This window comes from Flavitalea plasmicola (assembly GCF_030546645.1).
GTDB lineage: Bacteria > Bacteroidota > Bacteroidia > Chitinophagales > Chitinophagaceae > Puia.
On record NZ_JAUOTO010000010.1, the window covers coordinates 205,335 to 230,192 of the forward strand.

The 24,858-nt window shown below is 54.5% G+C and carries 14 protein-coding genes; 9 read left to right on the forward strand and 5 right to left on the reverse strand.

From position 1 onward, the window contains the following. The first annotated feature begins 8 nt into the window (after positions 1-8). From Q4E93_RS31805 to Q4E93_RS31835, 7 genes are all read left to right on the forward strand, one after another. Positions 9-2,642, forward strand: coding sequence for a hypothetical protein (locus Q4E93_RS31805; RefSeq protein ID WP_303591987.1), 2,634 nt, complete (start codon positions 9-11; stop codon positions 2,640-2,642). A 127-nt stretch (positions 2,643-2,769) separates the two neighbouring features. Further along, positions 2,770-5,928 (forward strand): SusC/RagA family TonB-linked outer membrane protein, encoded by a 3,159-nt coding sequence (locus Q4E93_RS31810; RefSeq protein ID WP_303591988.1) that lies wholly within the window; start codon positions 2,770-2,772, stop codon positions 5,926-5,928. Between the two features lie 17 nt (positions 5,929-5,945). Continuing rightward, positions 5,946-7,382 carry a RagB/SusD family nutrient uptake outer membrane protein gene (locus Q4E93_RS31815; RefSeq protein ID WP_303591989.1) on the forward strand — a complete coding sequence of 479 codons (1,437 nt, stop codon included), beginning with the start codon at positions 5,946-5,948 and terminating at the stop codon, positions 7,380-7,382. 17 nt (positions 7,383-7,399) lie between these two features. Then, the gene (locus tag Q4E93_RS31820; protein WP_303591990.1) at positions 7,400-8,104 is read left to right on the forward strand and encodes a fasciclin domain-containing protein; all 705 of its coding nucleotides are present in this window, start codon (positions 7,400-7,402) and stop codon (positions 8,102-8,104) included. Between the two features lie 126 nt (positions 8,105-8,230). Then, positions 8,231-11,332, forward strand: a complete 3,102-nt coding sequence (locus Q4E93_RS31825) for a SusC/RagA family TonB-linked outer membrane protein (protein WP_303591991.1) — start codon at positions 8,231-8,233, stop codon at positions 11,330-11,332. 19 nt (positions 11,333-11,351) lie between these two features. Continuing rightward, positions 11,352-13,076 (forward strand): RagB/SusD family nutrient uptake outer membrane protein, encoded by a 1,725-nt coding sequence (locus Q4E93_RS31830; protein ID WP_303591992.1) that lies wholly within the window; start codon positions 11,352-11,354, stop codon positions 13,074-13,076. A gap of 83 nt (positions 13,077-13,159) precedes the next feature. Next, a complete protein-coding gene (locus tag Q4E93_RS31835) occupies positions 13,160-14,209 on the forward strand; it encodes an NHL repeat-containing protein (protein WP_303591993.1) in 1,050 nt (349 codons plus the stop codon). On the opposite strand, the gene Q4E93_RS31840 is transcribed toward Q4E93_RS31835, so the two are convergent. Continuing rightward, positions 14,178-14,945 carry an ATPase gene (locus Q4E93_RS31840; protein ID WP_303591994.1) on the reverse strand — a complete coding sequence of 256 codons (768 nt, stop codon included), beginning with the start codon at positions 14,943-14,945 and terminating at the stop codon, positions 14,178-14,180. The two genes, Q4E93_RS31835 and Q4E93_RS31840, sit on opposite strands and share 32 nt — an antisense overlap. A gap of 474 nt (positions 14,946-15,419) precedes the next feature. After that, positions 15,420-17,120, reverse strand: coding sequence for an alginate lyase family protein (locus tag Q4E93_RS31845; RefSeq protein WP_303591995.1), 1,701 nt, complete (start codon positions 17,118-17,120; stop codon positions 15,420-15,422). Between the two features lie 283 nt (positions 17,121-17,403). Between Q4E93_RS31845 and Q4E93_RS31850 the strand changes: the two genes are divergently transcribed. Continuing rightward, a complete protein-coding gene (locus Q4E93_RS31850) occupies positions 17,404-18,591 on the forward strand; it encodes a serine hydrolase domain-containing protein (RefSeq protein ID WP_303591996.1) in 1,188 nt (395 codons plus the stop codon). Positions 18,592-18,636: 45 nt separating this feature from the next. Here the strand turns inward: Q4E93_RS31850 and Q4E93_RS31855 are convergent, their stop codons facing one another. The 3 genes from Q4E93_RS31855 to Q4E93_RS31865 are packed head-to-tail and all read right to left on the reverse strand — an operon-like array spanning position 18,637 to position 22,766. Then, positions 18,637-19,836, reverse strand: coding sequence for a PQQ-dependent sugar dehydrogenase (locus Q4E93_RS31855; protein WP_303591997.1), 1,200 nt, complete (start codon positions 19,834-19,836; stop codon positions 18,637-18,639). Between the two features lie 7 nt (positions 19,837-19,843). Further along, entirely contained in the window at positions 19,844-21,103 is a 1,260-nt protein-coding gene (locus tag Q4E93_RS31860; protein WP_303591998.1) for a glycoside hydrolase family 88/105 protein, read from the reverse strand. Between the two features lie 10 nt (positions 21,104-21,113). After that, positions 21,114-22,766 carry a hypothetical protein gene (locus Q4E93_RS31865; RefSeq protein ID WP_303591999.1) on the reverse strand — a complete coding sequence of 551 codons (1,653 nt, stop codon included), beginning with the start codon at positions 22,764-22,766 and terminating at the stop codon, positions 21,114-21,116. Between the two features lie 197 nt (positions 22,767-22,963). Here Q4E93_RS31865 and Q4E93_RS31870 point away from each other — a divergent pair, with 197 nt between their 5' ends. After that, the gene (locus Q4E93_RS31870; RefSeq protein WP_303592000.1) at positions 22,964-24,856 is read left to right on the forward strand and encodes a glycoside hydrolase family 97 protein; all 1,893 of its coding nucleotides are present in this window, start codon (positions 22,964-22,966) and stop codon (positions 24,854-24,856) included. The last annotated feature ends 2 nt before the right edge of the window (positions 24,857-24,858 follow it).

Below are 24,858 nucleotides of genomic sequence, written 5' to 3' on the forward strand. Positions count from 1 at the left end.
ACTGATGTATGTCTCCGCGCATAGGAATATTTTTTGGGCTGCTGTACTGTTTAGCCGGTTGTTTCCCGGCGGCAGCACAGCCTGCCGCCAAGGTAAACGCAAAGCAGCTCATTGCCGCCGTCGACAGCTTTAATACGCGGCAGCCTGCCGAAGCGCTGTTCCTGCATTTCGATAAGCCATATTATGCCGTCGGCGATACCATCTGGTTCAAGGCCTACCTGTTTCGGGCAGCTACGCATGACTATTCCCCTTTCAGCGGATTGCTCTATGTGGACCTGATCAACGACAGCAGCAAAAAGGTCCGGCGTATGTCTGTCCCTGTTAACTTCGGCGTTTCCTGGGGGCAATTGCCTTTGACGGAAGAGGAGATGAGGGATGGGAGCTACACCGTCTGCGCCTATACCCGGTGGATGCGGAACTTCGGAGAGGAATGTTTTTTTCGCCGGCATTTTGTAATAGCCCCGGCCGCGGAAAAGGAGTGGCAGCCACGAAGACAGGGTAGCGGACGCACCCGGAAGTCGGACCTGCAATCAGGGAAGTCGGACCTGCAATCAGGGAAGACGGACCTGCAATCAGGGAAGTCGGACCTGCAATCAGGGAAGATGGATCTGCACTCAGGGAAATCAGACCTCCGGAAGACGGACGTCCAGTTCATGCCGGAAAGCGGCTGGCTGGTAGCCGGCATCCCATCCCGGGTGGGCTTTAAAGCCATTGGGGACGACGGTCTTGGCGTGGATATACAGGGGACGATCGTAGACAGCAGGGACAGGGAAGTAGTTCCCTTCCAGTCCCTGTACAAAGGAATGGGCGTATGCAGTATGACGCCTGTTGCAGGAGAGACCTATTCCGCGCTTGTCCGGCTGCCGGATGGCCGGATGGATCGTTACCCTTTGCCTGCAGTTAAAAAGAAGGGCATCGTGCTGCGGGTGAACAATCAAACACGGGAAGATTCCCTGCACGTTACGATCCTTTCATCTCCGGATATGATCAATGGACAAGTCTATCACCTGCTGGGCCTTTCCAGGGGGGCGCCTGTCTATGGTGCTAATTTCGTGCTAAACAGGCCAGCGATCGAGGGCGTCCTGGCTAAAAGTATTTTCCCTTCAGGCATCACGCATTTCACTTTATTCAACCATTCAGGTGAGCCTGTCAGCGAACGCATCCTATTCATCAACCACAGGGACGAACTGAGGATCGGGGTGACAAGCGATAAGGACAGCTATGCCGCCAGGGATAGCATTTCCTTACACATACAGGTCACTGACCATGAAGGTCAGCCGGTAGCGGGAAGCTTTTCCCTGGCAGTGACAGATGACGCCCAGATAAGGACGGATAGTCTGCTGGCCGATGATATTCTCACGCACATGTTGCTGACGGCGGACCTGAAAGGGCTGGTGGAAACGCCCGGCTGGTATTTTCGTCAGGAAGGACCCGTATCCTCCGCACAGCGCGATGCGGCGATGGATGCACTGATGTTAACACAGGGCTGGATAGGTTACAAATGGCAGGATCTTTTAAAAGAGCCCCGCACGCCTCTTTTTACAGCTGAAGATAAGAGAAAGGTCACGGGAAAGGTTACGAACCTGCTGAACCGGCCCGTGCATGATGCCAGGGTAACGCTGATGACCACCGGAAAACTGCGGCTGGTGATGGACACAGTGACAGATGCTGAAGGAAGGTTTTGCTTTACGGATTTTCCGCCGGTGGACACCATCGCATTCGTCCTCCAGGCAAGGAACGCTAAAGGCAACAGCGGCGGCATGGGGATCACCATCGACGCGTATGAACCTCCGCCCGCAGACCGGCTATCCAACGGGATTCCGGCGCCGGGTTATGCGGCAGACGATAGCATCCTGCGGCGGTATGTCAGGAACAATGCGGCCATCCTGAAAGAAAAAAGCCCCTATGCAGCCGGTCGGGGCACGGTCCTCCAGGCAGTGACCGTCAGGACAACAAAAGCTATAAAAGGCTCCAGTAACCTCAATGGCCCCGGTCAGGCCGACCAGGTCATCGATGAGGCTAGCATCTCGGCAGCAGGGAAATTGAGCCTGAAGCAGTTGCTGCAGGAGAAAGTAAAAGGGTTCAACACCGTGTATGCGCGAAATGGCGTCGAACGATACATGATCTTCCGGAACCCCGCCCATATTATCATCGACGGCGTCAATCTCAGCCGGTTCGCACCGGAAAAAGAGACCCTGGAATTCCTCACGGCGGAGGACGTAACTGGCATCGAAGTGATGGTTACTGCCAGGCACAGCAACAATTACAAGAGCGCATTCTTATCCCCGACCCAGCAGGCGAACCTGATGGTGGAGTATGCTTTTCTGGAAATTACCACCCGGTCAGGCAACGGCGTCTTTATGAAGAAGACGCCTGGCGTGTCCACGTACAAGCCGTTGCCCATGAGCTGGCCGGCGACATTTTACCGTCCTCGTTATAATGCCGTCAGCAGCAGCGCCCTGCCGCCTGACCTGCGTTCGACCATTCATTGGCAGCCCAGCCTCGTGACCAATCAGCAGGGGCAAGCAATGACTTCCTTCTATGCTGCGGGCAGCGCTTCCACCTATACATTGATCATTCAGGGCAGCGATATGAATGGAAATATAGGCGTCGCTGTAAAGAAAATAGTTATCTCCAACTAAATGTTACTACCCAACAATCAGGCGTAGGCCAAAATTGTTTGTTATAAGGGTAATTAAGCGGAATGACCCCTGGACAACTTATTCGTAATTGCGGTGAGATTACCTAATACTCTTAACTGACCGCTGTATGAAAAAAAAGCTTTGTCATTCCCATCCCGGGCGTCTTTCGCCTGGAAGAAACCGTATTTTCTATCTTCTCCTGCTCTTACAGTTGTTTACTTTTTTAACCAATGCACAGAAGACGCCCTTACCACCCAGGGGCGAACCAATCAACAGGGTCGGCGGCACGGTGCTGGATTCCAAGGGGAACCCCCTGCCCGGCGTAAGCGTCACCATCAAGTCGACAGGCATGGGCACTACCACGGACAGCAGCGGCAAGTTTCGCATTACGGTGCCTGGTCCGCAATCCGTGCTGGTATTCTCCCTGGTGAGCTACGAGAATAAGGAAGAGACAGTCGGCAGAAAAGTGAAGATGGTCATCGCCTTGAACGAGGCGGCCAACAGCCTCAATGATGTCGTCGTCATCGGGTATGGAACGGCTAAGAAAAGGGACCTTGCCGGCTCCATCACTTCGATTTCTGCCAAACAGCTGGAAGAGCGCCATCCTGCCAGCCTGGGAGATGCCCTCCAGGGTATGGCTGCCGGTGTGCTGGTGACTACCAGCGCCGTCCCGGGCGCCCAGCCTAGTATCCGTATCCGCGGCTACTCCACTTTTTCCAGCGCGGGCAACAACCCCTTGTATGTCATCGATGGCGTATTGTCCGACAATATGGACTGGGTCAACCCCAATGATGTCCAGTCCGTGGAGATCCTGAAGGATGCCGCCTCGGCCGCCATCTACGGTTCGCGGTCAGCCAATGGCGTTATCATCGTCACCACCAAAAGAGGGGTGGAAGGTAAGCCGAGGATCAACGTGCAGTACCTGCATACTTCCGGTATCCTGGCCCACAAGCTGCCGCAGGCCAATTCCCGGGAGGTCCGTCTGTACCGGCAGGAGCAGTCGAATAGCCCCACCGCCGGAGGCAACACGGATTCGCTGAACCCCAGCTTCAATGCCGACAACGATTACCAGGACCTGCTCACCCGCACGGCCCTGAAGAACCAGGTGGACTTCGGGATCAGCGGCGGCGCCAGGAACATGAACTATTTCACCAGCATCCGGGCTTTGGACGACCAGGGCCTCGTGGTGAACAGCTATGCCAAGTCCCTGCTGTTGAGAGCGAATATCGAATTCTCACCTTCCACAAAATTCAAATACACCAGCCGGTTTAATTTCGGGTATACTACAGGCAATAAGATCGATGAGGGCAATACGATCTTCCAGGCTTTTCAGCGGCCGGCCAATTACGCCGTGTTCTTCCCTGACGGCACCCTGACGGGCTATATCAGCGGCCGGCGGAACCCGCTGTCAGTAGCGTTGCTGCAGGTCAACCGCAACCAGAATTACCAGGGCGGGCTCTTCAACCAGATTGAATACACCTTTATCCCTTCCTTAAAGTTTACCACCAACGCCGTGGTCAATTACAGCGAGACGAGGACACAGGGCTTTTTACCTAAGCTGCTGAGCTCGGCCAATCCGACTACCAACGCCGGGAGCGAAGGTTTTTCCCGGACAGTCAACTGGCAATATCAGGCGTTCTTCAACTATAACAAGACCTTCGGAAAGGATCATGCTGTCACGGGTCTTGCCGGTTTCAGCGCCGAGAATACCCAGACCAACAGCGCCACGCTGGCCGATGTCAACTATGTCAGCGAAGAGATCCTCACCCTCAATTCGGGTACCCTGGTGCCTTCGGGGACAACGACCAGCGCCACCGGCAATTCCCTGGCGTCCCTGTTTGGGCGGGCATCGTACAGCTATAAAGGGAAGTATATCCTGAACGCGCTCGTCAGACGGGACGGCTCTTCCCGGTTTGGCGCCAACAATCGCTGGGGCAATTTCGTTTCGGGAGCTGTAGCCTGGCGCTTCACCGACGAACGTTTCATGAACTGGTCCGGTAATGTGCTCGACGACGGCAAGCTGCGGGTCAGCGTCGGCCAGACGGGCAATGAACGGATCGGTAACTTCGACGCACAGAGTAAATATGACTTCGGCACCTATTTCTATAACGCGCAGTCCGGCGTCGCTCCCAACAGCGCAGTCGGCAACCCCAACCTCAAATGGGAGAGCACGCTCCAAAGCGATGTAGGCCTCGACCTCAGCTTTTTTAAAGGCCGGTTGCTGGTAGTCGCCGATTATTATGTCAAGACCACCAGCGACATGCTGTACAGCCGGCCCCTGCCCAGAGAGACGGGATACTCCAGTGTCCGGGTGAACGTGGGCACTGTCCAGAACAAAGGCTTCGAACTGACCCTGACGGGAAGACCGCTGGTGCGGCGGGATTTCGACTGGCTGGTGAGCTCCAACCTCTCCATCGAGCGGGGCGTCGTGAAAAAGCTCAACGGCGGACAATCCTTCATTTCGGGTAACAGCAGCGATGCGGGCAATGCTGCATGGCTCATCCGGGAAGGCGGCGCGCTGGGCGATTTCTATGGATGGAAGCAGGTGGGCGTCTATGCTTACGACCAGTCCAATGCCTACAATGACAACTGGGAACGGCTTACGCCGAATTTTGACAAGAATGGGGTCTTCCAGGGATATACTTTCAAAGGCCAGCCGTACACAGGCGCCGTGCACAGCGTTTACGGCAGATCGACAAAGCTGAAAGGCGGGGACGTCGAGTTCGCCAACCTCACGAAAGACAGCGTCATCGACAATGCGGACAGGACAGTGCTGGGCAATGCGCAGCCCAAATTTTACCTGGCCCTGATGAATACCCTGCATTATAAGCAGTTCACGCTCTCCTTCACTTTCAATACCCAGTGGGGCAATAAGATCTACAACAACGCGGCCAGGGTGCTGGATGACTACGGCACTTCCAACATCATCCCTCAGCCTTATGTCATTCACAATATGTGGAGAAAACAAGGCGACGTCACGGACGTACCGGTATACAGGTCCAGCAGCGTAGGCAATGTGCGCGTCAGCGACCGCTTCATCGAGGATGGCTCTTTTATCCGCCTGGCATATTTACAATTGAACTATACACTGCCGCCCGCACTCTCCCGGAAAATGTTTGCGCAGAGCGCCAACTGCTATATCTACGGCAGCAATCTGCTGACCTGGACCAACTACACCTGGTATGATCCGGAATTCACTTCCTCCGACCCGCTGCAATTGGGACAGGACGGGGGGAACTATCCCCGTCGCAGGGAAATAGGCCTGGGCATCAACATTTACTTCTGAAAAAAAATTATACTGACATGAACCGATTATTTTGTCTTTTGATCCTGGCATCGGCCATCGCCATGTCCGGATGCAGCAAATTCCTCGACAAGAAGCCCCAGACGCAGATCAGGACCAGCTCCTTCTGGAAGACGGAGGACGATATCAAAGCCGCCATTGCCGGAATGTACAGCGGCATGCAGGATGTCTGCGGCACCAACTTTTTATATTGGGGGGACGCCCGCAGCGATAATTACTTTGACAATCCCAAATATGGGAATGTATCCTACTACACGAATGGCCTCACCTCCTCCATCAATGGCTCCGACTGGAGTCCCTTGTATACGGTGATCGGAAGGGCGAACGACCTGCTCAAACATGTACCGGAGGTAAAAGCGCTGCAGCCCGGCATTGATCCGAAGCTCATCAACTATTACCTTTCCGAAGCCTATAATGTAAGAGCTTACTGCTATTTCCAACTGGTGAAAGTATGGGGAGACGCGCCGCTCTGGACCGTCCCCTTCGACAGCATCGGGATGGATCCCTATAAGGCAAGGACCCCGGTGAACGACCTGCTGGACAAACTGATCATTCCCGACCTGCTCACAGCGGAGTCACTGACGAATCCCGATCAGAAAACAGTATGGGAAGCCAACCTGGGTCTCACCTATGCCTTGCTGATGGATATCAGCATGTGGAGACACGACAATGCCGGGGCCATCGAATGGTATAACAAGCTGACCAATCTGAAAAGATACAAGATCGAGCCCACTGCCACCTGGAAAAATCTTTTCATAGCACCCAGTAAGACAGTGGAGAATATCTGGAGCATCTACTGGGACTGGACGACGGATGGAGGCGCCGGCATTTCCGGCCAGATCGGCGCCGGCAATACCAATAGCACCTTCAAGATCTCCGATGTCATCTGGAATTATTTTTCCGCCGCCGCCAATGCAAAAGACATCCGGGGCGCACAGTCCATCGACCTGAAAGTAAAGGCCCATGACAAGACCCTGAAATATTATCCCGTGAACCTGGATGGCTCCGGCAACCAGCTCTATCCCGCCAACAACCAGGCCAACGTTTATTTCCCTATCTATCGATTTGCGGATATGACCCTGCTGCGAGCCGAAGCGGCCAACAATCTGCATGATCTGCCCACGGCCCTGGCCCTGCTGAACCAGATACATACCCGCGCCGGCCTTACGGCGTATGCAGACACCACGCTGACTGACTCGACTACCATGAGCAACGCCATCCTGAAGGAGCGGCAGTATGAGTTCTTTGCCGAAGGCCGCCGGTTCTTCGACCTGGTGCGCAACGGCGTCGTGGCGAAGGTGATGGATCCGCTGATCAGGATCCGTAAGCCCGATGCACAGGGCTTCGGCGCCGACATGCGGACCGTTCTCTGGCCGCTGAGCATCACCGTGCTCAACGCCAACCCCAAGCTTGTTCAAAACCAGCCCTATAACTGACCGATAAAAAAAATGATATGACAAAAAGATTGTTCCTGATCCCAGCCTTACTGCTCCTGCTGCTCACCGGGTGTAAAAAGTTTGCCGGTCTCGGCCTGCAGGAGGACACCCAGCACCATCCTTATTTACTGGACCCGCATGTGAAGATGAATGCCTGGCAATATCTCCGGCACAGAAGTGGGGGAGACAACGCCCCCGGTGCCGATTCGGTGCTTTACCTGATGTACCAGGCCGTGCTGTATTCCGGCATCGATACCAATGAATATACAAAGACCGACAGGACCTTTATCTTCCTGCATAACCTTGCCGTCATCAACTATACCGCTACGGTTCCCATCGTGCCTTCCAGCGCCTGCTACTGGGGGTACTACACGGTGACGGACCCGACGGGGGATACGATCCGTCCCGCCAAATCCTGGAGCGACTATACGCCCGCCCAGGTGAAAAGCTGGCTGCAGTACCTCATCGTGCAGGGGACTTATTCCTATGACAACCTGACCCCCACCGAAGTGACGGTGAATACCTTGCTGCCGCCGGGGACGGATACGCTGAACCCGAAGAGCATCATGGTCCTGGAAAGAGTAAAGACCAGTGACGGCAAGATCAGGATCAATAACTTTGTCAACTCTTCCAACTATGTGGAGGTGCGCACCGGGGGCATATTGACCACCAATGGCCCCGTCCATGTGGTGGATCAATGTGTGGTGTATAAGCTCCTGTAAATACTCCCGGAGCCATTATATGCCAAAATAGTTGAATAAATAGCAGTTTTAGCAAAACACACATATGGTAAAAATTGGTTAGTTGCAGTAGGATCAAAACTAGATTTCTACAACAACACTGCCATAATGAAAAAATTACGCTGCGTCTGCATTTTCTTCCTCTATGCGGCCATGCTGCAAGCCCAGGCCCCGGCCATAACGGTCCGGGGAAAGGTCACGGGCATCTCGGGCGAGCCGCTGTCAGGGGTCTCCATCGTCATTAAATCAAAAAGTGGCGGAACGGCCACCGAAGGCGATGGGAGCTTCCATATCAGCGCGCCCCCCAACAGCACACTCGTCATCTCTTACACCGGCTATCTCACCAGGGAAGTGAAGATCGGCGCGGCCGATCGTTCCGATCTCAACATCGCCCTGGTAGAGAATAAGAACGACCTGGACCAGGTGATCGTCGTGGGATACGGCACCCGGAAAAAATCCGATGTGACGGGCTCCATTACTTCCATCACGGAGAAGTCCATCCAGGATGTTCCGGCCGCCAACCTCAGCCAGGCGCTGCAGGGCCAGGGCGCCGGCATCGACATCCAGAAAAGGAATGGCAACAGCAAGCCCGGCCAGTCCCCCAGCATACTTATCAGGGGCACCCGGAGCGTAAAGTCGAACAATGGTCCCCTCTTCGTCATCGATGGGATCCCTTTCCAGGGAGAGATAGACGATATCAATCAGGACGACGTCGCTTCCGTGGAAGTGCTGAAAGACGCCAGCTCCACAGCCATCTATGGCTCCCGCGGCGCCAACGGGGTCATTCTCGTGACGACCAAACGGGGTAGGGCAGGTGCAAAACCCACCGTGACCTACAGCGCGTATGCGGGCTTCACCAATTGGATGGGAGAATATCCCATGATGAATGCTACGCAATACCTGCAGCTGAAGAAATGGGCCACTTACATCGGCAATCCCGGGACGTATACCTCGGTCGATGATCCGGCCATACTGACCTCGGCCCTGGCGCCCGAAGAAAGACAGGGCGTCGCATTGGGACGCAACACGGACTGGCAGAAGCTCGTGTACAAGACGGGCGTCAGCACCAACCATCAATTGGGTGTTTCCGGCGGCTCGGAGAATACACAATATGCCCTGGGCGCCGGCTACTATGACGAAACGGGCGTATATCCCGGTCAGGCCTTCCAGCGCTACACCTTAAAAATGAGCGTCGATCAGAAGCTGGGAAATTATGTCAAAATAGGGCTCAGCTCCCTCAATAGCTACAACGTCACCAAAGGGGCAAGTGTCAATCCGATGGGACAGGCCTTACGGGCCAGCCCCCTGGCGTCCCCTTACGATACGACAGGCAAGCTGATCAATGGCTTCCTGCCGGGCAGCGCCAACCAGGTCTGGAATCCCCTGGCGGACTTTTTACCCGGCGCCACGGCGGAGAATAGCAGCAGGCTCGGCACCTTCTCTACTTTCTACCTGGAGTTCAGTCCCGTCAAAGGATTGAAATATCGCTTCAACGGCGGCGCCGAGATCCGGTCAGGTGTATACGGTAGCTTTTACGCCAAGAATACGACCAATAACCTGGGCGTTACCTCCGCAGGCGAGGACTCCACTTCCCAATCCACCAGCTATACCCTGGAAAACCTCATCATCTACGATAAGACCATCGCCGAAAAGCACAAGCTCAATTTCACGGGCCTGTACAGCTTCCAGAAATTCACCCCGCAGGGCACGGACTTCAAATACACTGGTATCCTGTCCGACCAGGCGCAATATTACAATCCGGCGCTGGGCACTAATTTCACGGGAAGAGGCGCCCTGCTGCCCTGGTCCATTATTTCCTATATGGGCAGGATCAACTACACTTACAATGATAAGTACCTGCTGACCCTCACCATGCGATCGGACGGGTCTTCCCGCCTGGCCCCGGGGAATAAATACCATATCTTCCCTTCCGCCGCCGCAGCCTGGAATATCATCAAAGAGCCTTTCATGAGCAACATGGCGGCATTTTCGAACCTCAAGCTGAGAGGAAGTTACGGATCAGTGGGCAACCCGGCGATCGATCCTTTCCAGACGCTGGGCTCACTGACGACCGTTTCCTATAACTATGGCTCCGCCGTGACGACAGGGCTTTATCCCTATACCGTGGCCAATCCAAACCTATCCTGGGAGTACACCGCCACGGCCAACGTCGGCCTGGATTTCGGCTTTTTCCAGAACAGGCTCTCAGGCTCCATCGACCTGTATCATTCCTATACGAAGGACATGATCATGCCCGTTAGCCTGCCCGCCACTTCCGGCATCCCCGGACAGATACTGACCAACATCGGGAAGAGCGAGAACAAAGGCGTCGAGCTGCATCTTGCAGCCGACATCCTGCAGGCAAAGAGCAGCCATGACATCGGCTGGTCGATGGATGTCAATTTCTTTATCAACAGGGGGCAGATCACCCAGCTGCTGCCCAGCATCAATACGAAGGTGGACGGCCGGCCGGCGGACATCGCCAATAAATGGTTCGTCGGACGGCCCATCGGATCGATCTATGACTATCAGCGGTCAGGCATCTGGCAGGCCACCGGCAAAGATTCAGCTGCCGCCAAGGCGCTGGGCCTGACCATCACGGGCACCAAATCCGTCATCGGGCAGGCAAGGATCGTCGACAGGAACGGGAATGGCGTCATCGATGCCGGCGACCAATACATCATCGGCACGCCGGAGCCTAAATGGCAGGGCGGTACTACCCAGCGGATCAGCTACCGTAACTTCGACTTTACCATCGTGGCATTCGCGCGGGTCGGTGGTATGATCTCTTCCGCCTTATTCGGAGCCGGCTTCACCAACACCATGCAGGCGAACTATAACAACCTGAACGTCGCTTACTGGACGCCCAACAATCCAACCAATTTATGGCCCAAAGCCAACTCGGCACAGACCAATCCGCCCAACCTTTCGACCTTCGGCTATTTTAGCTCCACCTTCCTGAAGATCAGGAGCATGGGACTGGGCTATACCATACCTGGCAACATCGTCAAAAAATGGGGTATGAAGTCGCTGCGATTCTATGCCACGGCAAAAGATCCCTTCATCCTTTTCTCTCCATACAGGAATAAATACCATGGCCTGGATCCCGAAGCCAGCGGCTCCAAGTCATCCACCGATCCGACGGTGACGTTGAACCTGGATACGCCGCCATCCTGGTCCATGCTTTTCGGCCTGAACGTAACTTTTTAAACCTGTCAAATCAACGAATATGAATACGCATAAAAAAATATACGTGCTGATGTTGGCAGCGGCCATCGTGGGACCTGCCTGCAACAAACAGCTGAAAGAAAATCCACAGTCCATTGTGACGCCTGATTTTTTCAAGACGGCGCAAGGGTTTCAATCGGGCCTCGACGCTGCCTATGCCGGCATGCGCAATAACTGGGGTACGGAAAACCTCTTCACCATGACCTGCATCGGCACGGATGAGTTCATCACGGGCAATGACGGCACGGGGAATAATAGCAATTATTACAGCAGCGGCTATACGCCCTCCGATGGCAAGCTGACGCCGCTCTGGAACAACGCTTATACCTTCATCAACACGTGCAACGGGCTGATCGACTTCGGTCCTGCTATCCCGGGCATCGACAGCGCCAAGAAACTGGTAATGCTGTCGGAAGCCAAGTTCCTCCGGGCCAATTATTATTTTATCCTCGTGCAGTTCTGGGGCAACGTCACCCTGAACAAACATTTTCAGGGCACACCCACCACGGCGGCCAAGCGGGATCCCCGGTCGGACGTCTATGATTTCATAGTTCAGGACCTGAAGGATGCCATCGCCGGTCTCCCCGCCAGCCCAACGCTGGGTGGTGTGGCGCCGGGTAAGGCCACCGCCGCCGCCGCCAGGCATATCCTGGCGAAAGTGTACCTGACGAGGGCCAGCTCCCCCGCCGCTCATGCGGATGATTACCAGAATGCCTATGCGATGGCTTCCGGATTGATCAACGACAGGGCCTCCCTGGGATTGGACCTGCTCCCCGATTTCGGCAGCGTATTCCAGGAAGGCAATGAAACCAATAAGGAAGTGCTCTGGACCGTTCAGCATACGTCCAACATCGCCTACAACGGCTCCGCCACGCAGAACAGCAGCGGCCCAGACAATGTGCTGGTGCATATGTGGGTGCCGAAATATGAGACGGAAGTCCCGGGCATGCAGCGGGATATCCTGGACGGAAGGCCCTATATCCGCGCCGTCCCCACTCGCTGGCTGACAGACACCGTGTTTAAGGAAAGGGTCAACGATACCCGGTATAGCAAGACCTTCCAGACCGTATGGTATGCCAATAATGGTCCCGGTATCCCGAAATGGCCCAGTCCCGTCCCTCCCGGCGTCGACCCCTCCCTGGCAGGCCAACCCAGGTTCGCCCTGGGCGATACGGCCTGCTATATGCCCGGTGTCGATGTTTCGGATGCAACGATCAAGGCTACCCGCTATTTGCTGATACCCCCCCGGAAATATAATATCAAGCTGTCTCCCTATATGCGGAAATATGTGGATACCAAACGGCCCGATATGAATTCCCCTTCCATTCGTCCCGTCATCGTATGGACCTTGTCGGAGACCTACCTCATCGCAGCGGAAGCCGCCTACATGATGAACCAGCCCACGACAGCCCTGGGATATATCAACACCATCCGCGAAAGGGCCGCCTATCCCACGGGTAATGCGGCGGCAATGGATGTGACGGAAGCCGACCTGTCCCTGGATTTTATCCTGAATGAACGCTCCCGCGAGCTTTGCGGACAAATGGTAAGGTGGTGGGACCTCGTGAGGACGCACCAGCTGCTGCCCCGTGTCATCGCGCACAATTCCGACGGGAGATTCAACATCGTACCGAAGGATACCTTACGGCCCATACCCCAGACACAGATGAATGCGGTGACGTCCGGCGATCCATATGGACCAATGGGGGATCCGTTGTGGAATTAATCGGATACAGTATGGTTTGTAGTGGAGGAATTAGTGGTGTTATGGCATTGGGTTATAGTCGAGAAATGTATAATTGATATAAAATGCACTTCACAGGCCGTTGCTATTTGTTGGCTATGCTCTCGGGGCCGCTCCTTACCTGCGCTTATGCCCAGGACTCATCGCGGGCGGCCCCCAGGCCTTCACGCCCGGCCGCCCGCGCTCCCGCGCCTGCCTTCCTGCCCGGCAAAGGCATGGCGCAACACGATTTCCTCTATGCGGGGGAATGGGACACGCGAAAGGATTCTCAAACAGTATTCCTGGTCCGTCACGGAAAAGTTGCCTGGACATGGCGCATACCCAACAAGGATACACGCAATCAGCTGCAGGAGTTCAGCGATATCCACCTGCTGCCGGATGGGCACGTGCTCTATGCCTGCAAAACGGGCGCCGCCGAGGTCAGCCCGGAGAAAAAGATCGTATGGAGCTACGAATGCCCGCCCGGCGTGGAATGCCATTCGGCCCAGCCGATTGGAACAGATAAAGTATTCCTTTGTCTCAATGGCACGCCCGCCAGAGCGCTGCTGCTGAATAAGGTCACGGGCAGGGTGGAGATGGAGCACGAGCTGCCTACTGCCCGCCCCGACGACCCCAAAAGCGTGCATGGACAATTCCGTCATATCCGCATGACGCCGGCAGGTACTTATCTTATTGCGCATCTCAACCTGGGAAGGGTAGTGGAGTACAATAAGAATTGGGACTCCATCTGGTCCGTGGAGGCGCCTTCCACCTGGGGCGCCGTTCGGCTAGGCAATGGAAATACGCTGATCAGCGGTAACCAGCATGGATATGTGCGGGAGGTAAACCCCAAAGGCGACATCGTCTGGGAGATCAACAAGGACGACCTGCCCGGATTCCCACTCTATACCGTGCATGGCGTAGCGCGGCTCTCCAACGGCAATACCGTGATCTCCAACTGGGGAGGATTTCTCCGGAAAGAGGATTGGGATAAAGTGGTGCAGGTCATCGAGGTGACGCCGGATAAAAAAGTTGTATGGGCGCTTTATCAGTGGAAGGAGCCGGATCTGGGGCCTTCGTCGTGTATACAGGTGCTGGATGAAGTTAATTTTTCATTTCTAGAATCTCACCTTTAAAAGCTCTTATTATTTTTCGGAGCGGTTCTTTTATAATTCTTGGAATTACCCCGGCCTTATGTATAGTATGTCCTTCTTTTATCAGAATTGCTTTTGCCTCATCTGAGTTGTCAATTATGTATGCGCTATCTGCTTCTTTAAATGCCGCTGGTAAAAGATCAAAAGTCCTGGGAGCCCTATTTTTTATTGTCTCTTCGTTTACGGCATGCTCGCCCCTTAATACTCTTAATTGTACTCTTGCAACATTTGTTTCAATGGTATCCGTAAATATGAAATAGAGATATGTTTTATATCCTGCTTTCCTGGCAGCCCGCATCAATTCTACTTTTGAGATATGGGACATTACAGTTTCAAAGGCAAATGGCTGTTTGGTTTCGATTAATTTTTCTGCGAGATAAGTGGCAACAAACGATCCATGATAGGAGTTAACCGCCACGAGCCGATCAATGCGTAATACGCCCGACCGAATGGTGAAATGGTTTACGAAGCTTTTATCTTTAAGTTTATTTTGATAAAGGCCCGAATCAACAATATGTTGTTTGAAACTTTCGTTGTCTGCTTTTACGCGATAGGCATTAAAACTAAACTTTCGTTTGTTCCTGAGTTCCGCTTCAATTTTATCTGCATTCACATAGATCTCTGTATGAATATAACCCAGGCGCTTGAATTTCTTGAACAAATGGGTTTTGCCAGATCCATTTGGGCCTCCAAATAACCGAAACTTAGGCTTGGGCATACTGAAGTTCCTGTAAGGCCTTTTTTGTAAAAGGTTTACGGCTGCCATCCGGATAGACGAGAATTGTCTTACCATTCTCGGAGATCGCTACTGGAAGTTTTTTGCGAAATGCCTTTTTCCTGGCGGAAGTTCCGGCTCCTGCAATAGCTTCCCTAAAACTTATATTTGTGCGACGATTCATATTTCAAATTTAAACATTTTTATAAGATAATTACATCTGCTTTCAGCCTTGGTTCAGTTCTCGGCCAAAAGTTTCAAATCTTCATAAAAAAGGATTTGATATTGAATTTAAACGTCGAGAGGATGATGATGTAAATATTTGTTAGTCAATTTGTTGTATTGCGTTTAATTTTGAAGAGATATATGAGACGATCGTATCCCAGAAGAAGCCCTAGCCACCTAAAGAAGCCATGGCCCTATAAAAAAAGCAGGACAGCCAAATCCTGGCTGCCCTGCCCAAAGAGAGAAAAAAAACTATTGCACCAGCAACGATCTTGTGACCGATTGGCTCTTATTGGTCCAGCGGACCTGGTAGAGGCCCTCCGCCAGCCCATCCAGGGTAAGCGTGGTCTGCGAGGCGCCGGGAGCCAGCTTCACAGTGCGGAGCACACGCCCGCTCATATCCAGCACCTGTGCCAGTGCGTTGTTGTCTGTTGCCAATGCATGCCGCACGGTCACAAAGCCATGGGCGGGGTTGGGGAAGAGGCCCACGCCATCCAGGCTGCTGCTGGCGGAAAGGGCGATGATCCTGCTGTAGCTGTATTTCCCATCCATATCGATCATCTTCAGCCGGTAGAACCAGGCCCTATCCTGTGCGGCGGCATCCGTATAGGTATAGCTGTGCACATCTGCTTTTGCCGCGACCGTTCCGATGGAGGCGAAGCTGCCGCCATGGAGGCTGCGTTGCACTTCAAAGCGACTGACGTTGATCTCGTCGGCCGTGGTCCAGTTGAGCAGCGCGTCCGTGCCTTGGCGGTGACCGTCGAAAGCGAGGAGGGTGAGAGGAAGAGCAGCCGCGGTGGGATCCAATGTATATAACAGGGTCCCATATCCCAGCTGGTCATACCCTCCGCTGTTGGGGCCGTAATTGCCGCCGCCGCCCTCCGGCCGTAAAGCAGCGGCCATCTTCGCACAGTTGGGCGCCTGCAATCCCTTCCGTCTCACATAGTGGTTATAGACGAGTTCCCAGACAGGGCGGATATTTCCCCTTGAGCCGGAGCTGATCACAGGCTGGTTCACCCCCACACAGTTGGTGTAAGTGGTATAGGGAACGGAATCCCCCAGGTTATATTTGGCCACATATTCCGCGCCTTTTAAAAATCTGCTGGAATCATAACTGTACAGGTCGTCACCCTGGGTCCAGGCCATCTCGCAAAGGGCTCCCATCTCACCTATTCCCAGGGTGGTATGCCCCTGATCCCTTCCACTCTCCTGCCATTGCCCCAGGCTGTCCCCATAAACGGGACTGATGGTCCGCAGGATATTCCCATTGCCGGGGCCATTCTTGAAATAGTCGATCGCCTCCCTGTAGATGCTGCGGTCATCACAGAGCACGCCGATGGCCATGACAGCGTCCATATTGCAGAGATCCCAGTTGGCATAAAAATGTGTCATGCAGCGCTCTTTGCGGGTAAGGAACCCATGGCAGACGGGATAGAATACAGATAACATCATTTGCCGGAACCGGGCAAATGCAGCCGTATCCCAGCTTGAATAAGTACGCATGATCTCTCCCGCGTTGGCCATCTCATATCCGTAAAGACCTGCCGCCAGCACCCGGTCGTTGGTACCTCCGAGGGCTTTCAGGGAGTCCGACCACCCATCCAGTATCCGGATGGATGCATTGGCGTAGGCGGTGTCGCCGGATATTTTCCAGCGAATGCCCAGCGCATATGCTGCGGCAATATCATTGTAGAGGATACTGTAATTTTCAGGATGGACACCGTCGAATCCCCTGTATACGATGCTGGTGGGGCGGGCGATATAACCAGCAGAGGCGTGCCTGTTGGCCTGTAATATATTCCAGCCCGAAACCCAGGGTTCTGCGCCCTGTCTGATCTTTTCCCGCATGCGCTCGAAATCGGACTGCTTCTGCAGGAGTCCGGGATGAATAAAGGATTGGCCCAGTGCGGGAAAAGCCATCAAAAAAAGAAGCGGGTATACAATTGTTCTCATAAGGTACAATACATTATACGGGTTCACCTACCGCTGACTGTGTAAGCGTAGGAACATGGCATTAAAAAGATGTGTAAAATATTGAGACGGGTAGTGGCAACTAATGTGCCAGAAATAATGGGCGTCCGGAGTTATCTCCCATTGCATCTCTGTCTGACAAGGGGCAAAGAGGCTGCCTTTTCGGCGGCTTTTTCTGGGAATTGCGTAGTGAATTCCACCTACTGCTAAATGACCATTTTTTTTGCAATGCTCCGGCTTATTTTGCGGCAACTAAATTCTAAATATGAGAAAGGCGCCTTTATTGAAATGGGGATGCATGTTTCTTCTTATCGCTTGTTTCGTACGGTGCTCGAAAAGCGGCGGAACCCCTGCAACAGGCACTAACCCTGGCGGTGGGACAACGAATCCCACCCAACCCCCGGTTCAGAAGGATGTCCCGGCAGTGGATAATGCGGTTAAGACATTTATGTCGACCTGGTCTGTTCCCGGAATGAGCATCGCGGTCATCCATAACGACAAGTTGATATATGTTAAGTCTTACGGTAAAATGAGCGCAACAGATACCACTTCAATTAAGAATACCAGCCTGTTCCGCCTGGCAAGCGTCTCTAAACAGATCACCTCCGCGGCGATCATGAAACTATTACAAGACGGCAAACTAACGCTTGACTCCAAAGTATTCGGTACGGGCGGAATATTAGCGAATGATTACGCAGGAACCTACCTGGGCCAGTTAAATGATATCACCATCGATCAACTATTACATCACACCACCGGCAATTGGCCGAATGACGGTTCTGACCCAATGTTTCAACATACATCTTATAGCCAGCCGCAGCTGATCAACTGGACTTTTAATAATTATACCGATCGCAACAGGCGGGGCCAGTATTATTACAGCAATTTCGGTTATTGCATACTGGGACGGGTCATCGAGAAGCTTAGCGGGAAGTCCTATGAACAGTATTGCAAGGACGTCGTACTTAGCCCCTGCGGTATTTCGGATATGGTAATCGGCGGCAATACCCTGGCCGATAGAAAGTCCGGCGAAGTGATCTATAACGGGCAGAGCAACGAAGATCCATACAGTATGAATGTCACCCGTATGGATAGTCATGGAGGCTGGATTGCAACAGCCACCGACCTTGCACGGTTCCTGGCGCATGTCGATGGTTTTTCCGGGGTGGCGGATATCCTGAATCCGGCAACGATAACGACAATGACGACACCCTCCTCCGGCAACCCGAATTATGCTTGCGGCTGGGCTGTGAACAACCAGAATAACTGGTGGCACAATGGCAGTTTGCCGGGTACGCTTACTGAGATCGTCCGGGCCAGCAATGGCTTTTGCTGGGTCATGCTCTGCAATACAAGAAGCCTTGACAGCCAGATGGATGCCGATCTCGACAATCTGCTTTGGCCCTCGGTGAATGGTACATCAACCCCCTGGGAGGATAGAGATCAATTTTAACATAGCACGGAGATCCTTCGAAGCTGGCACATATGTGCGGAGAGCCTATTTCCCTACACGCACCCGCCACACCGTATTGCCCGCATCATCCGCCACCAGCAGCGACCCATCGCGCAGCACGATGACCCCCACCGGCCGGCCATACGCCTCGTTCTTAGCAGCATCCGCAATGAACCCCGTGAGGAAATCCTCCGGCCTGCCGGCCTTCCCGTCACGGAAAGGCACGAAGATCACCTTGTATCCTGAAAATTCACTCCTGTTCCATGATCCATGCTGCCCGATGAAAGCGCCGCCCCGATACTTCTCCGGGAAAGCCCGGCCCGTATAGAAAGCCAGCCCTAACGAGGCCGTATGAGCGCCTACGGATACATCCGGTACCAACGTTTTGGCCACCAGGTCCGGTCGCTGACCTTTCAGCCGGGGGTCTTCATGCGGACCGAAATAAGCGTAAGGCCAGCCATAAAACCCGCTGTCCTTCACGCTGGTGAAATAATCAGGCACCAGGTCGTCTCCCAAACTATCTCTTTCATTGACTGCCGTCCACAAAACTTTTGTCCCCGGCTGCCAGTCCATGCCCACGGGGTTGCGGATGCCGGATGCGAAGATACGCTCTCCTGACCCGTCGGGATTGATCTCCAGGATATCCGCCCTTCTCGCTTCCTGGGCCATCCCATGCTCCGCATTGTTGCTGCCGGACCCCACCGACACATAGATCTTCGATCCATCCGCATTAGCGATCAGGTTCCTCGTCCAGTGATTGTTATAGCCGCCCGGCGGCATGTCCATGATCTTTTGTCCCTTGCCCGTGATGTGCAGCTGGGCCGCCGTATAAGGCCAGCGGTAGACGCCATCCGTATTGCCCACATAGAACCAGCCATGCAGCAGCAACATGCCCAGCGGCTGATTGAGGCCCGTCATGAACGTGTCCCGCAGCTCGGGCACGCCGTCCTGGTCCGCATCCCGGAATAGAAGGATGTCGTTGGCGCTCTTTTTACGGCTCGTCTGTGACTCCGAGACCAGGAGATCCCCATTGGGCAGGATATAGAACCACCGCGGGCTGTTCAGCCGGCCGGCATACCGGGTGACGGTGAAACCAGCGGGAGCAATGGGCGTTTTGCCTTCAGGCCATCCGATGACCTTACTGCTGCGCTTGGTGGGCGTCGTGGCATAGGGCTCCGGCAATTGCTGGGCATGGGCGATACCTAAAATTGTCGTTGCAACGAGGAGCAGGCAGGTTCTTTTCATAAAGGGATCAGCGTTTTTTGGTGAGGTCCACCAATTTATCTTTCGCCAGCACGATCTCCGTGCCTGCCAGGAGGAAAGCGCCCAGTCCGTGCGTGTCATTCGTCTCCCGGGGACGGGTATAATAAAAGCGGATATCTTCAGCGATATTGGTGCCGATGCAGACATCCTGCAGCTCGCCTTCGGCCGTTACCTTCGTGCCCAGTCCTTCCCACCCATTCTGGGCAATGGTGATATAGCTCTTGTCGATCCATCCCTGGTTGACGGCATGCGCTACGGTATAAGTGAACATCGCGGTGACGGAAGACTCCAGGTAAGAGTCGGGCCTGTCCAGCACCTGGTGCCAGAGACCGCTGCTATCCTGGTACCGGGCGAAGCCTTTGATCTGCCGCAGCAGCAGCCGCGTGAGGGCGGCGCGTTTGGGATGATTCGCGGGCAGGTAGTCCAATAGCATCGTCTGGGCCAGGGCGAGCCATCCATTGCAGCGTCCCCAGCGTCCCACGCCATTGAGACCTTCGTCACTGTAATAGCAGTGGAAAAAGAGACCGGTGGTGCTGTCATACAGGTACTTGTTAAAGTTTTCCACCTGCTGGATGGCAAAATCGAAATACCGCCGGTCGCCCGTGACCTTCCCCATCCGGGCCAGGAAAGGCACGCTCATGTACAGGTCGTCCGCCCAGAGGGTCATATTATGCGGATGGTCGCGGGACAGGGTGCCATCGGGCAACTTGATCTGCTTGTTCAAAATATAATCGCCTACCCGTTCCAGGTAGTCCATATAATCCTTCCGCTTGTCGAAGGCATAGACATCCAGCAAGCCCGCCGACATGGCGCCGCAGTCGTCCAGGGAGCCGATGCGGAACACCGGCCGGTATTCCACGTTCTTTACACCTGCATCGAATTGTTTTTTGAAGAAATCGAGATTGCTGAAGATGAGGTCGAAATTCTTCCGGGAATAAGCGGCATATTTCGGGTCCTTCAGCGCGGCGGATGCCTGCACCATGCCCACCGTCAGCACGCCATTGACATATTGCCATTTATTGAACTTGCTTTCAGCCTTGACATCCGGGGAGGATGTGATCCCTTTCAGGGTTTCGAATTTCTCGCCCGTCTTGCTGTTGACAAAGCGGAAACTGGTGGTCTGGATAATATGATCGGCCACTTTGCGCACCAGCGCCTCTGCGTCCGTTGCGACGGATGATTGTGCCCGTGCGCCGCCTGCATAAAGAAGGGATGCGAACACTAAAAGCCTGAGATGATTCACTTGCATGTTTCAGTTTTTATTTATTGATCAGTTGTTTGTTCTCCTGGTCACCTGGCGGTTTGCCGGGAGAGGTGCGCGCCTTCAACTGCGCAAGGTACAAGGACGCCGGCGCCAGCCCATCCTGGTTTTGTCCTTCCCATTCTCCATCGGGCCGGCCTTTGAGCCGGCCTTCGTATTTATCTCCCTTCAATCCTATGCAATAGTTCCTGCCGGAGACCCATGGACTCTGCACTGCCGCTCTTTTTGCCGTACAGTTCCATAAGATCTGCCACACGCCCGACCAGCCATGGCCGCTGCCCCAATTGCCCCTGTCCTGGATATTGATCTCGCCATCAGTGGCGATATTATCGTACAGCGTGCCCATGGCCCACCGGTGATGAGGGCCGATGTCCGCATGTGTTCTCTCCGCGCTGCAGTGATAAAATACATTGGGACCACAGACCCGCGCCCCCGTCACATAATCGTGGCGGCCTTCCGTGGCATGGCAATCGGCAAAGAAGTTCATCTGTCCCGTGTTGCAGAACGAATAACGCCGCCCGCCCGTGATCTGTGACTTTGCGTCGAGGCAGCTGCAGCGCAGCACGGAGATATTGCGCGCGAGGCTCCCCAGGTTGACGCAGGAATAGCCAAAATACCGGGATGTCACCTCCCTTACCCATCCATTCTCTACCTTATTGAAGGAGACCGCGTCCCATCCATGGTCTTCGGCCGTGTCGCTGGCATATTCTGATTCGCAATACAGCCGTTCCACCCCCACCTGGGTGATGCGACCGTCAAAACGGTATTTGAAGATCTCGCCGCCGCCGTATTTTTTTTCCAGCGGCATCACCATGGGATTGTCTATGAAGATGGTGTTGCCCCGGACGGCAGTGACCGTTCTTTCAAATCGGAAGTCGAACTCATGGGCCTGCCATTGTTTGGTGCCCTGCCGCTCTTCGATGACATCCATTTTCAGGTCCCTGATCCAGGCATCCGTGCCCGGACGGAAGACAATGATCCGGTCGCCAACCCTGAAACCCTCCGCGGCCTGCACCTTGAAAGAGGTAGCCCCCGCCGGTACATAATCATCGATAATGGGTACGTGGCTATGCGCTTCTTCTTCGATGCCGCCACTGCCCGATACGTCGATCAGCGCCCGTTGTCCTTTTCCCGCGGCGACCAGCTTCGTTTCGTTCCCTTCCCCGCGCAGCACCACGCCGCTGGCCCGGATATGGAGGGCGCCTGGTATTGTATACAATCCTTTTTTTAAAAGAATGGCGCCCCGGAAGCCATTCCCATCGGGCGTTCGCGCCGATACTTCGTCGATGGCGGATTGGATGGCCTGCTGTGCGTCCTCAGACGGGGACACTGTCTTTACCGCAGACGGAGACACTGTCTTTACCTCAGACGGGGACACTGTCTTTACCACGGGCAGGTCGGGAACGGGCTGATCCCCCTGCTCATAGCCTACCCGGCTGAAATCAGGAAGGATATTCCCTTTTTCGTCGGGGATATATTGCAGCTTGCCATCCTTGTCCACATGGAGGAGCTTTGACTGCCATACTTTTGGCCCGGAGGTGGCGTCCGACCGCTGGCGACCGGGGCGGCCCGCTGGCGGAACCAATGGTTGGAAAGACAGCAGCACCGCCGCCAGCAGCAGCGGGATATTCTTGGCAGATCGACCGGGCATATCCATGGCAATACAATTATTAGTGAAGCTATTTCAGCATAATATTCCGATAAATTTGAATCACCGGGAAGCTTATGCCAGAATTGTTGAATATTTTGCTAATTACACAAATTAATCGCCCCGAAAATAGTATTCAATTGCATTACCGCTACGGGCGGATCGAATAACTATTTTTCACTGATGAAACCGACAGCCATATGATAGAGTCCCGGCGTTTGCGCGTCCTTATGCTCTTCCTGTTCCTATTATCTTTTCACTTCTCCATCCTGGGAGCTTCCGTTCCTTCCTATATCGTTAAAAGTCCGGATGGCCTCCTCACCTTCGAGCTGATGCCGGGGAAGGAGCTGACTTTTACGATCCGTTCCGGCAGACTGCCGGTGGTCGGCCAGTCCCCGCTTAGGTTTTCATTGGACGGCGTTTCACTTACGGAAGGTGCGGTGATCAGCAGCGATCGCAAATACCAGGTCCGGGAAAAATATCCCTGGCGGGGCGTGCATGCCGTGGCCGTCAATGAATGCAATGGACTGGAGCTGCAGCTGGCGCATGGCGCAGTGGCCTATCGGCTTGATATTCGTGTATTCAATGACGGGGCGGCTTTCCGCATCATCGTTCCCGGCGCCGACTCCGCCGCCCGCACGCCGGATGAGGCCACCGTATTTAATTTTCCCGGCGCCGCTTCCATCTGGTACCATGACATGGTGGGACATTACGAGGGCGTACACATAAAAAAACAATTATCCCAGCTGGCAGCAGGACAGTGGGTGGCGCCCCCTGCCACCCTGCGACTGCCGCAAGGAGTATATATTGCCGTTACTGAGGCGGCCCTTTGGGGCTATAGTGGCATGGCTTTACAGGCAGATGGGAACAACGGGTTGGTGTTGCGAATGGCACAGCATCAGCCCGCCTCCCATCCATATGTGCTGCGCTACAGCGCCGAGGACGTGGCCCGGCTTTCCAAACCCGCGGCCGTCAGGGGCGTCATCACCACGCCCTGGCGGGTGGTGATGGTAGGAAAGGACCTGAATACGATGGTAAATAATGACATCCTCCAGGACCTTTGCCCCGCGCCTGATCCTTCCCTGTTCCCCCAGGGCATCAACACCAGCTGGATACGTCCCGGGCGCGCCGTCTGGAAGTACCTGGACGGGGGAGGAGAGGGGACGCCGGAAGTCATGAAGAAATTCACCGATCAGGCGGCCGAGCTGGGCTTTGAATACAATATCCTGGAAGGGTTCTGGCGCAAATGGACAGACGCGCAGATCAGGGACCTGGTAGAGTACTCCGGCAAAAAGCATGTCGGCATCTGGCTCTGGATGCATTCCAAAGACCTGCATGATCCGGCCACCCGTGCCACGCTTTTTTCACATTGCCATGACCTGGGCATCGCAGGACTGAAGATCGACTTCTTCGACCACGAGGCCAAAGCCGTCATCGATCTGTATGATGCGATCCTGAAGGAGACGGCGGAGCAGCACTTGCTGGTGGATTTCCATGGAAGCAATAAGCCCACGGGACTCTCCCGCACCTGGCCGAACGAGATGACAAGAGAAGCGGTGAAAGGCATGGAATCCAGCAAGCTGGAGGACAGGGCCACGCTGCAGACCACGATACCTTTCACCCGGATGCTGGCGGGGCCGGCAGAATATACGGTCGTGCATTTCGGAGAACGGCGCCGCAATACCAGCTGGGCGCACCAGATCGCCAGCGCCGTCGTAATGGGAGGAGAGCCCATGCTGACCTATGCCGCCAGTCCGGAAAATCTGCTCGCCAATCCCGCGGTGAATATCATCAAAGAGATCCCCGCAGCGTGGGATGAGACCATCGTCCTCCCCGGCTCCGAAATAGGGGAGCTGGCTGCTTTTGCACGGCGGAAAGGAACGCAATGGTTCGTCGCCGTTATGAATGGGACGGCTCCCCGCAAAATAAAAATTTCACTCGGCTTTCTGAAGAACCCCGCCGCCGCGACTATGGTGAAGGATACGCCCGGCAATCCGGTGGCCGTGGAGCTGGCGCAGGCTTCTTTCAGGCCCGCCGACACGGTGGACCTCGACCTGGCCGCCGGGGGCGGTTATTTGTTGGTGTTAAAATAATG

Excerpts from the sequence above, each read along its gene's own strand:
- Q4E93_RS31805 (WP_303591987.1), top strand. The coding sequence starts at position 9 with ATGTCTCCGCGCATAGGAATATTTTTTGGGCTGCTGTACTGTTTAGCC.
- Q4E93_RS31810 (WP_303591988.1), top strand. The coding sequence starts at position 2,770 with ATGAAAAAAAAGCTTTGTCATTCCCATCCCGGGCGTCTTTCGCCTGGA.
- Q4E93_RS31815 (WP_303591989.1), top strand. The coding sequence starts at position 5,946 with ATGAACCGATTATTTTGTCTTTTGATCCTGGCATCGGCCATCGCCATG.
- Q4E93_RS31820 (WP_303591990.1), top strand. The coding sequence starts at position 7,400 with ATGACAAAAAGATTGTTCCTGATCCCAGCCTTACTGCTCCTGCTGCTC.
- Q4E93_RS31825 (WP_303591991.1), top strand. The coding sequence starts at position 8,231 with ATGAAAAAATTACGCTGCGTCTGCATTTTCTTCCTCTATGCGGCCATG.
- Q4E93_RS31830 (WP_303591992.1), top strand. The coding sequence starts at position 11,352 with ATGAATACGCATAAAAAAATATACGTGCTGATGTTGGCAGCGGCCATC.
- Q4E93_RS31835 (WP_303591993.1), top strand. The coding sequence starts at position 13,160 with ATGCACTTCACAGGCCGTTGCTATTTGTTGGCTATGCTCTCGGGGCCG.
- Q4E93_RS31840 (WP_303591994.1), bottom strand. The coding sequence starts at position 14,945 with ATGCCCAAGCCTAAGTTTCGGTTATTTGGAGGCCCAAATGGATCTGGC.
- Q4E93_RS31845 (WP_303591995.1), bottom strand. The coding sequence starts at position 17,120 with ATGAGAACAATTGTATACCCGCTTCTTTTTTTGATGGCTTTTCCCGCA.
- Q4E93_RS31850 (WP_303591996.1), top strand. The coding sequence starts at position 17,404 with ATGAGAAAGGCGCCTTTATTGAAATGGGGATGCATGTTTCTTCTTATC.
- Q4E93_RS31855 (WP_303591997.1), bottom strand. The coding sequence starts at position 19,836 with ATGAAAAGAACCTGCCTGCTCCTCGTTGCAACGACAATTTTAGGTATC.
- Q4E93_RS31860 (WP_303591998.1), bottom strand. The coding sequence starts at position 21,103 with ATGCAAGTGAATCATCTCAGGCTTTTAGTGTTCGCATCCCTTCTTTAT.
- Q4E93_RS31865 (WP_303591999.1), bottom strand. The coding sequence starts at position 22,766 with ATGCCCGGTCGATCTGCCAAGAATATCCCGCTGCTGCTGGCGGCGGTG.
- Q4E93_RS31870 (WP_303592000.1), top strand. The coding sequence starts at position 22,964 with ATGATAGAGTCCCGGCGTTTGCGCGTCCTTATGCTCTTCCTGTTCCTA.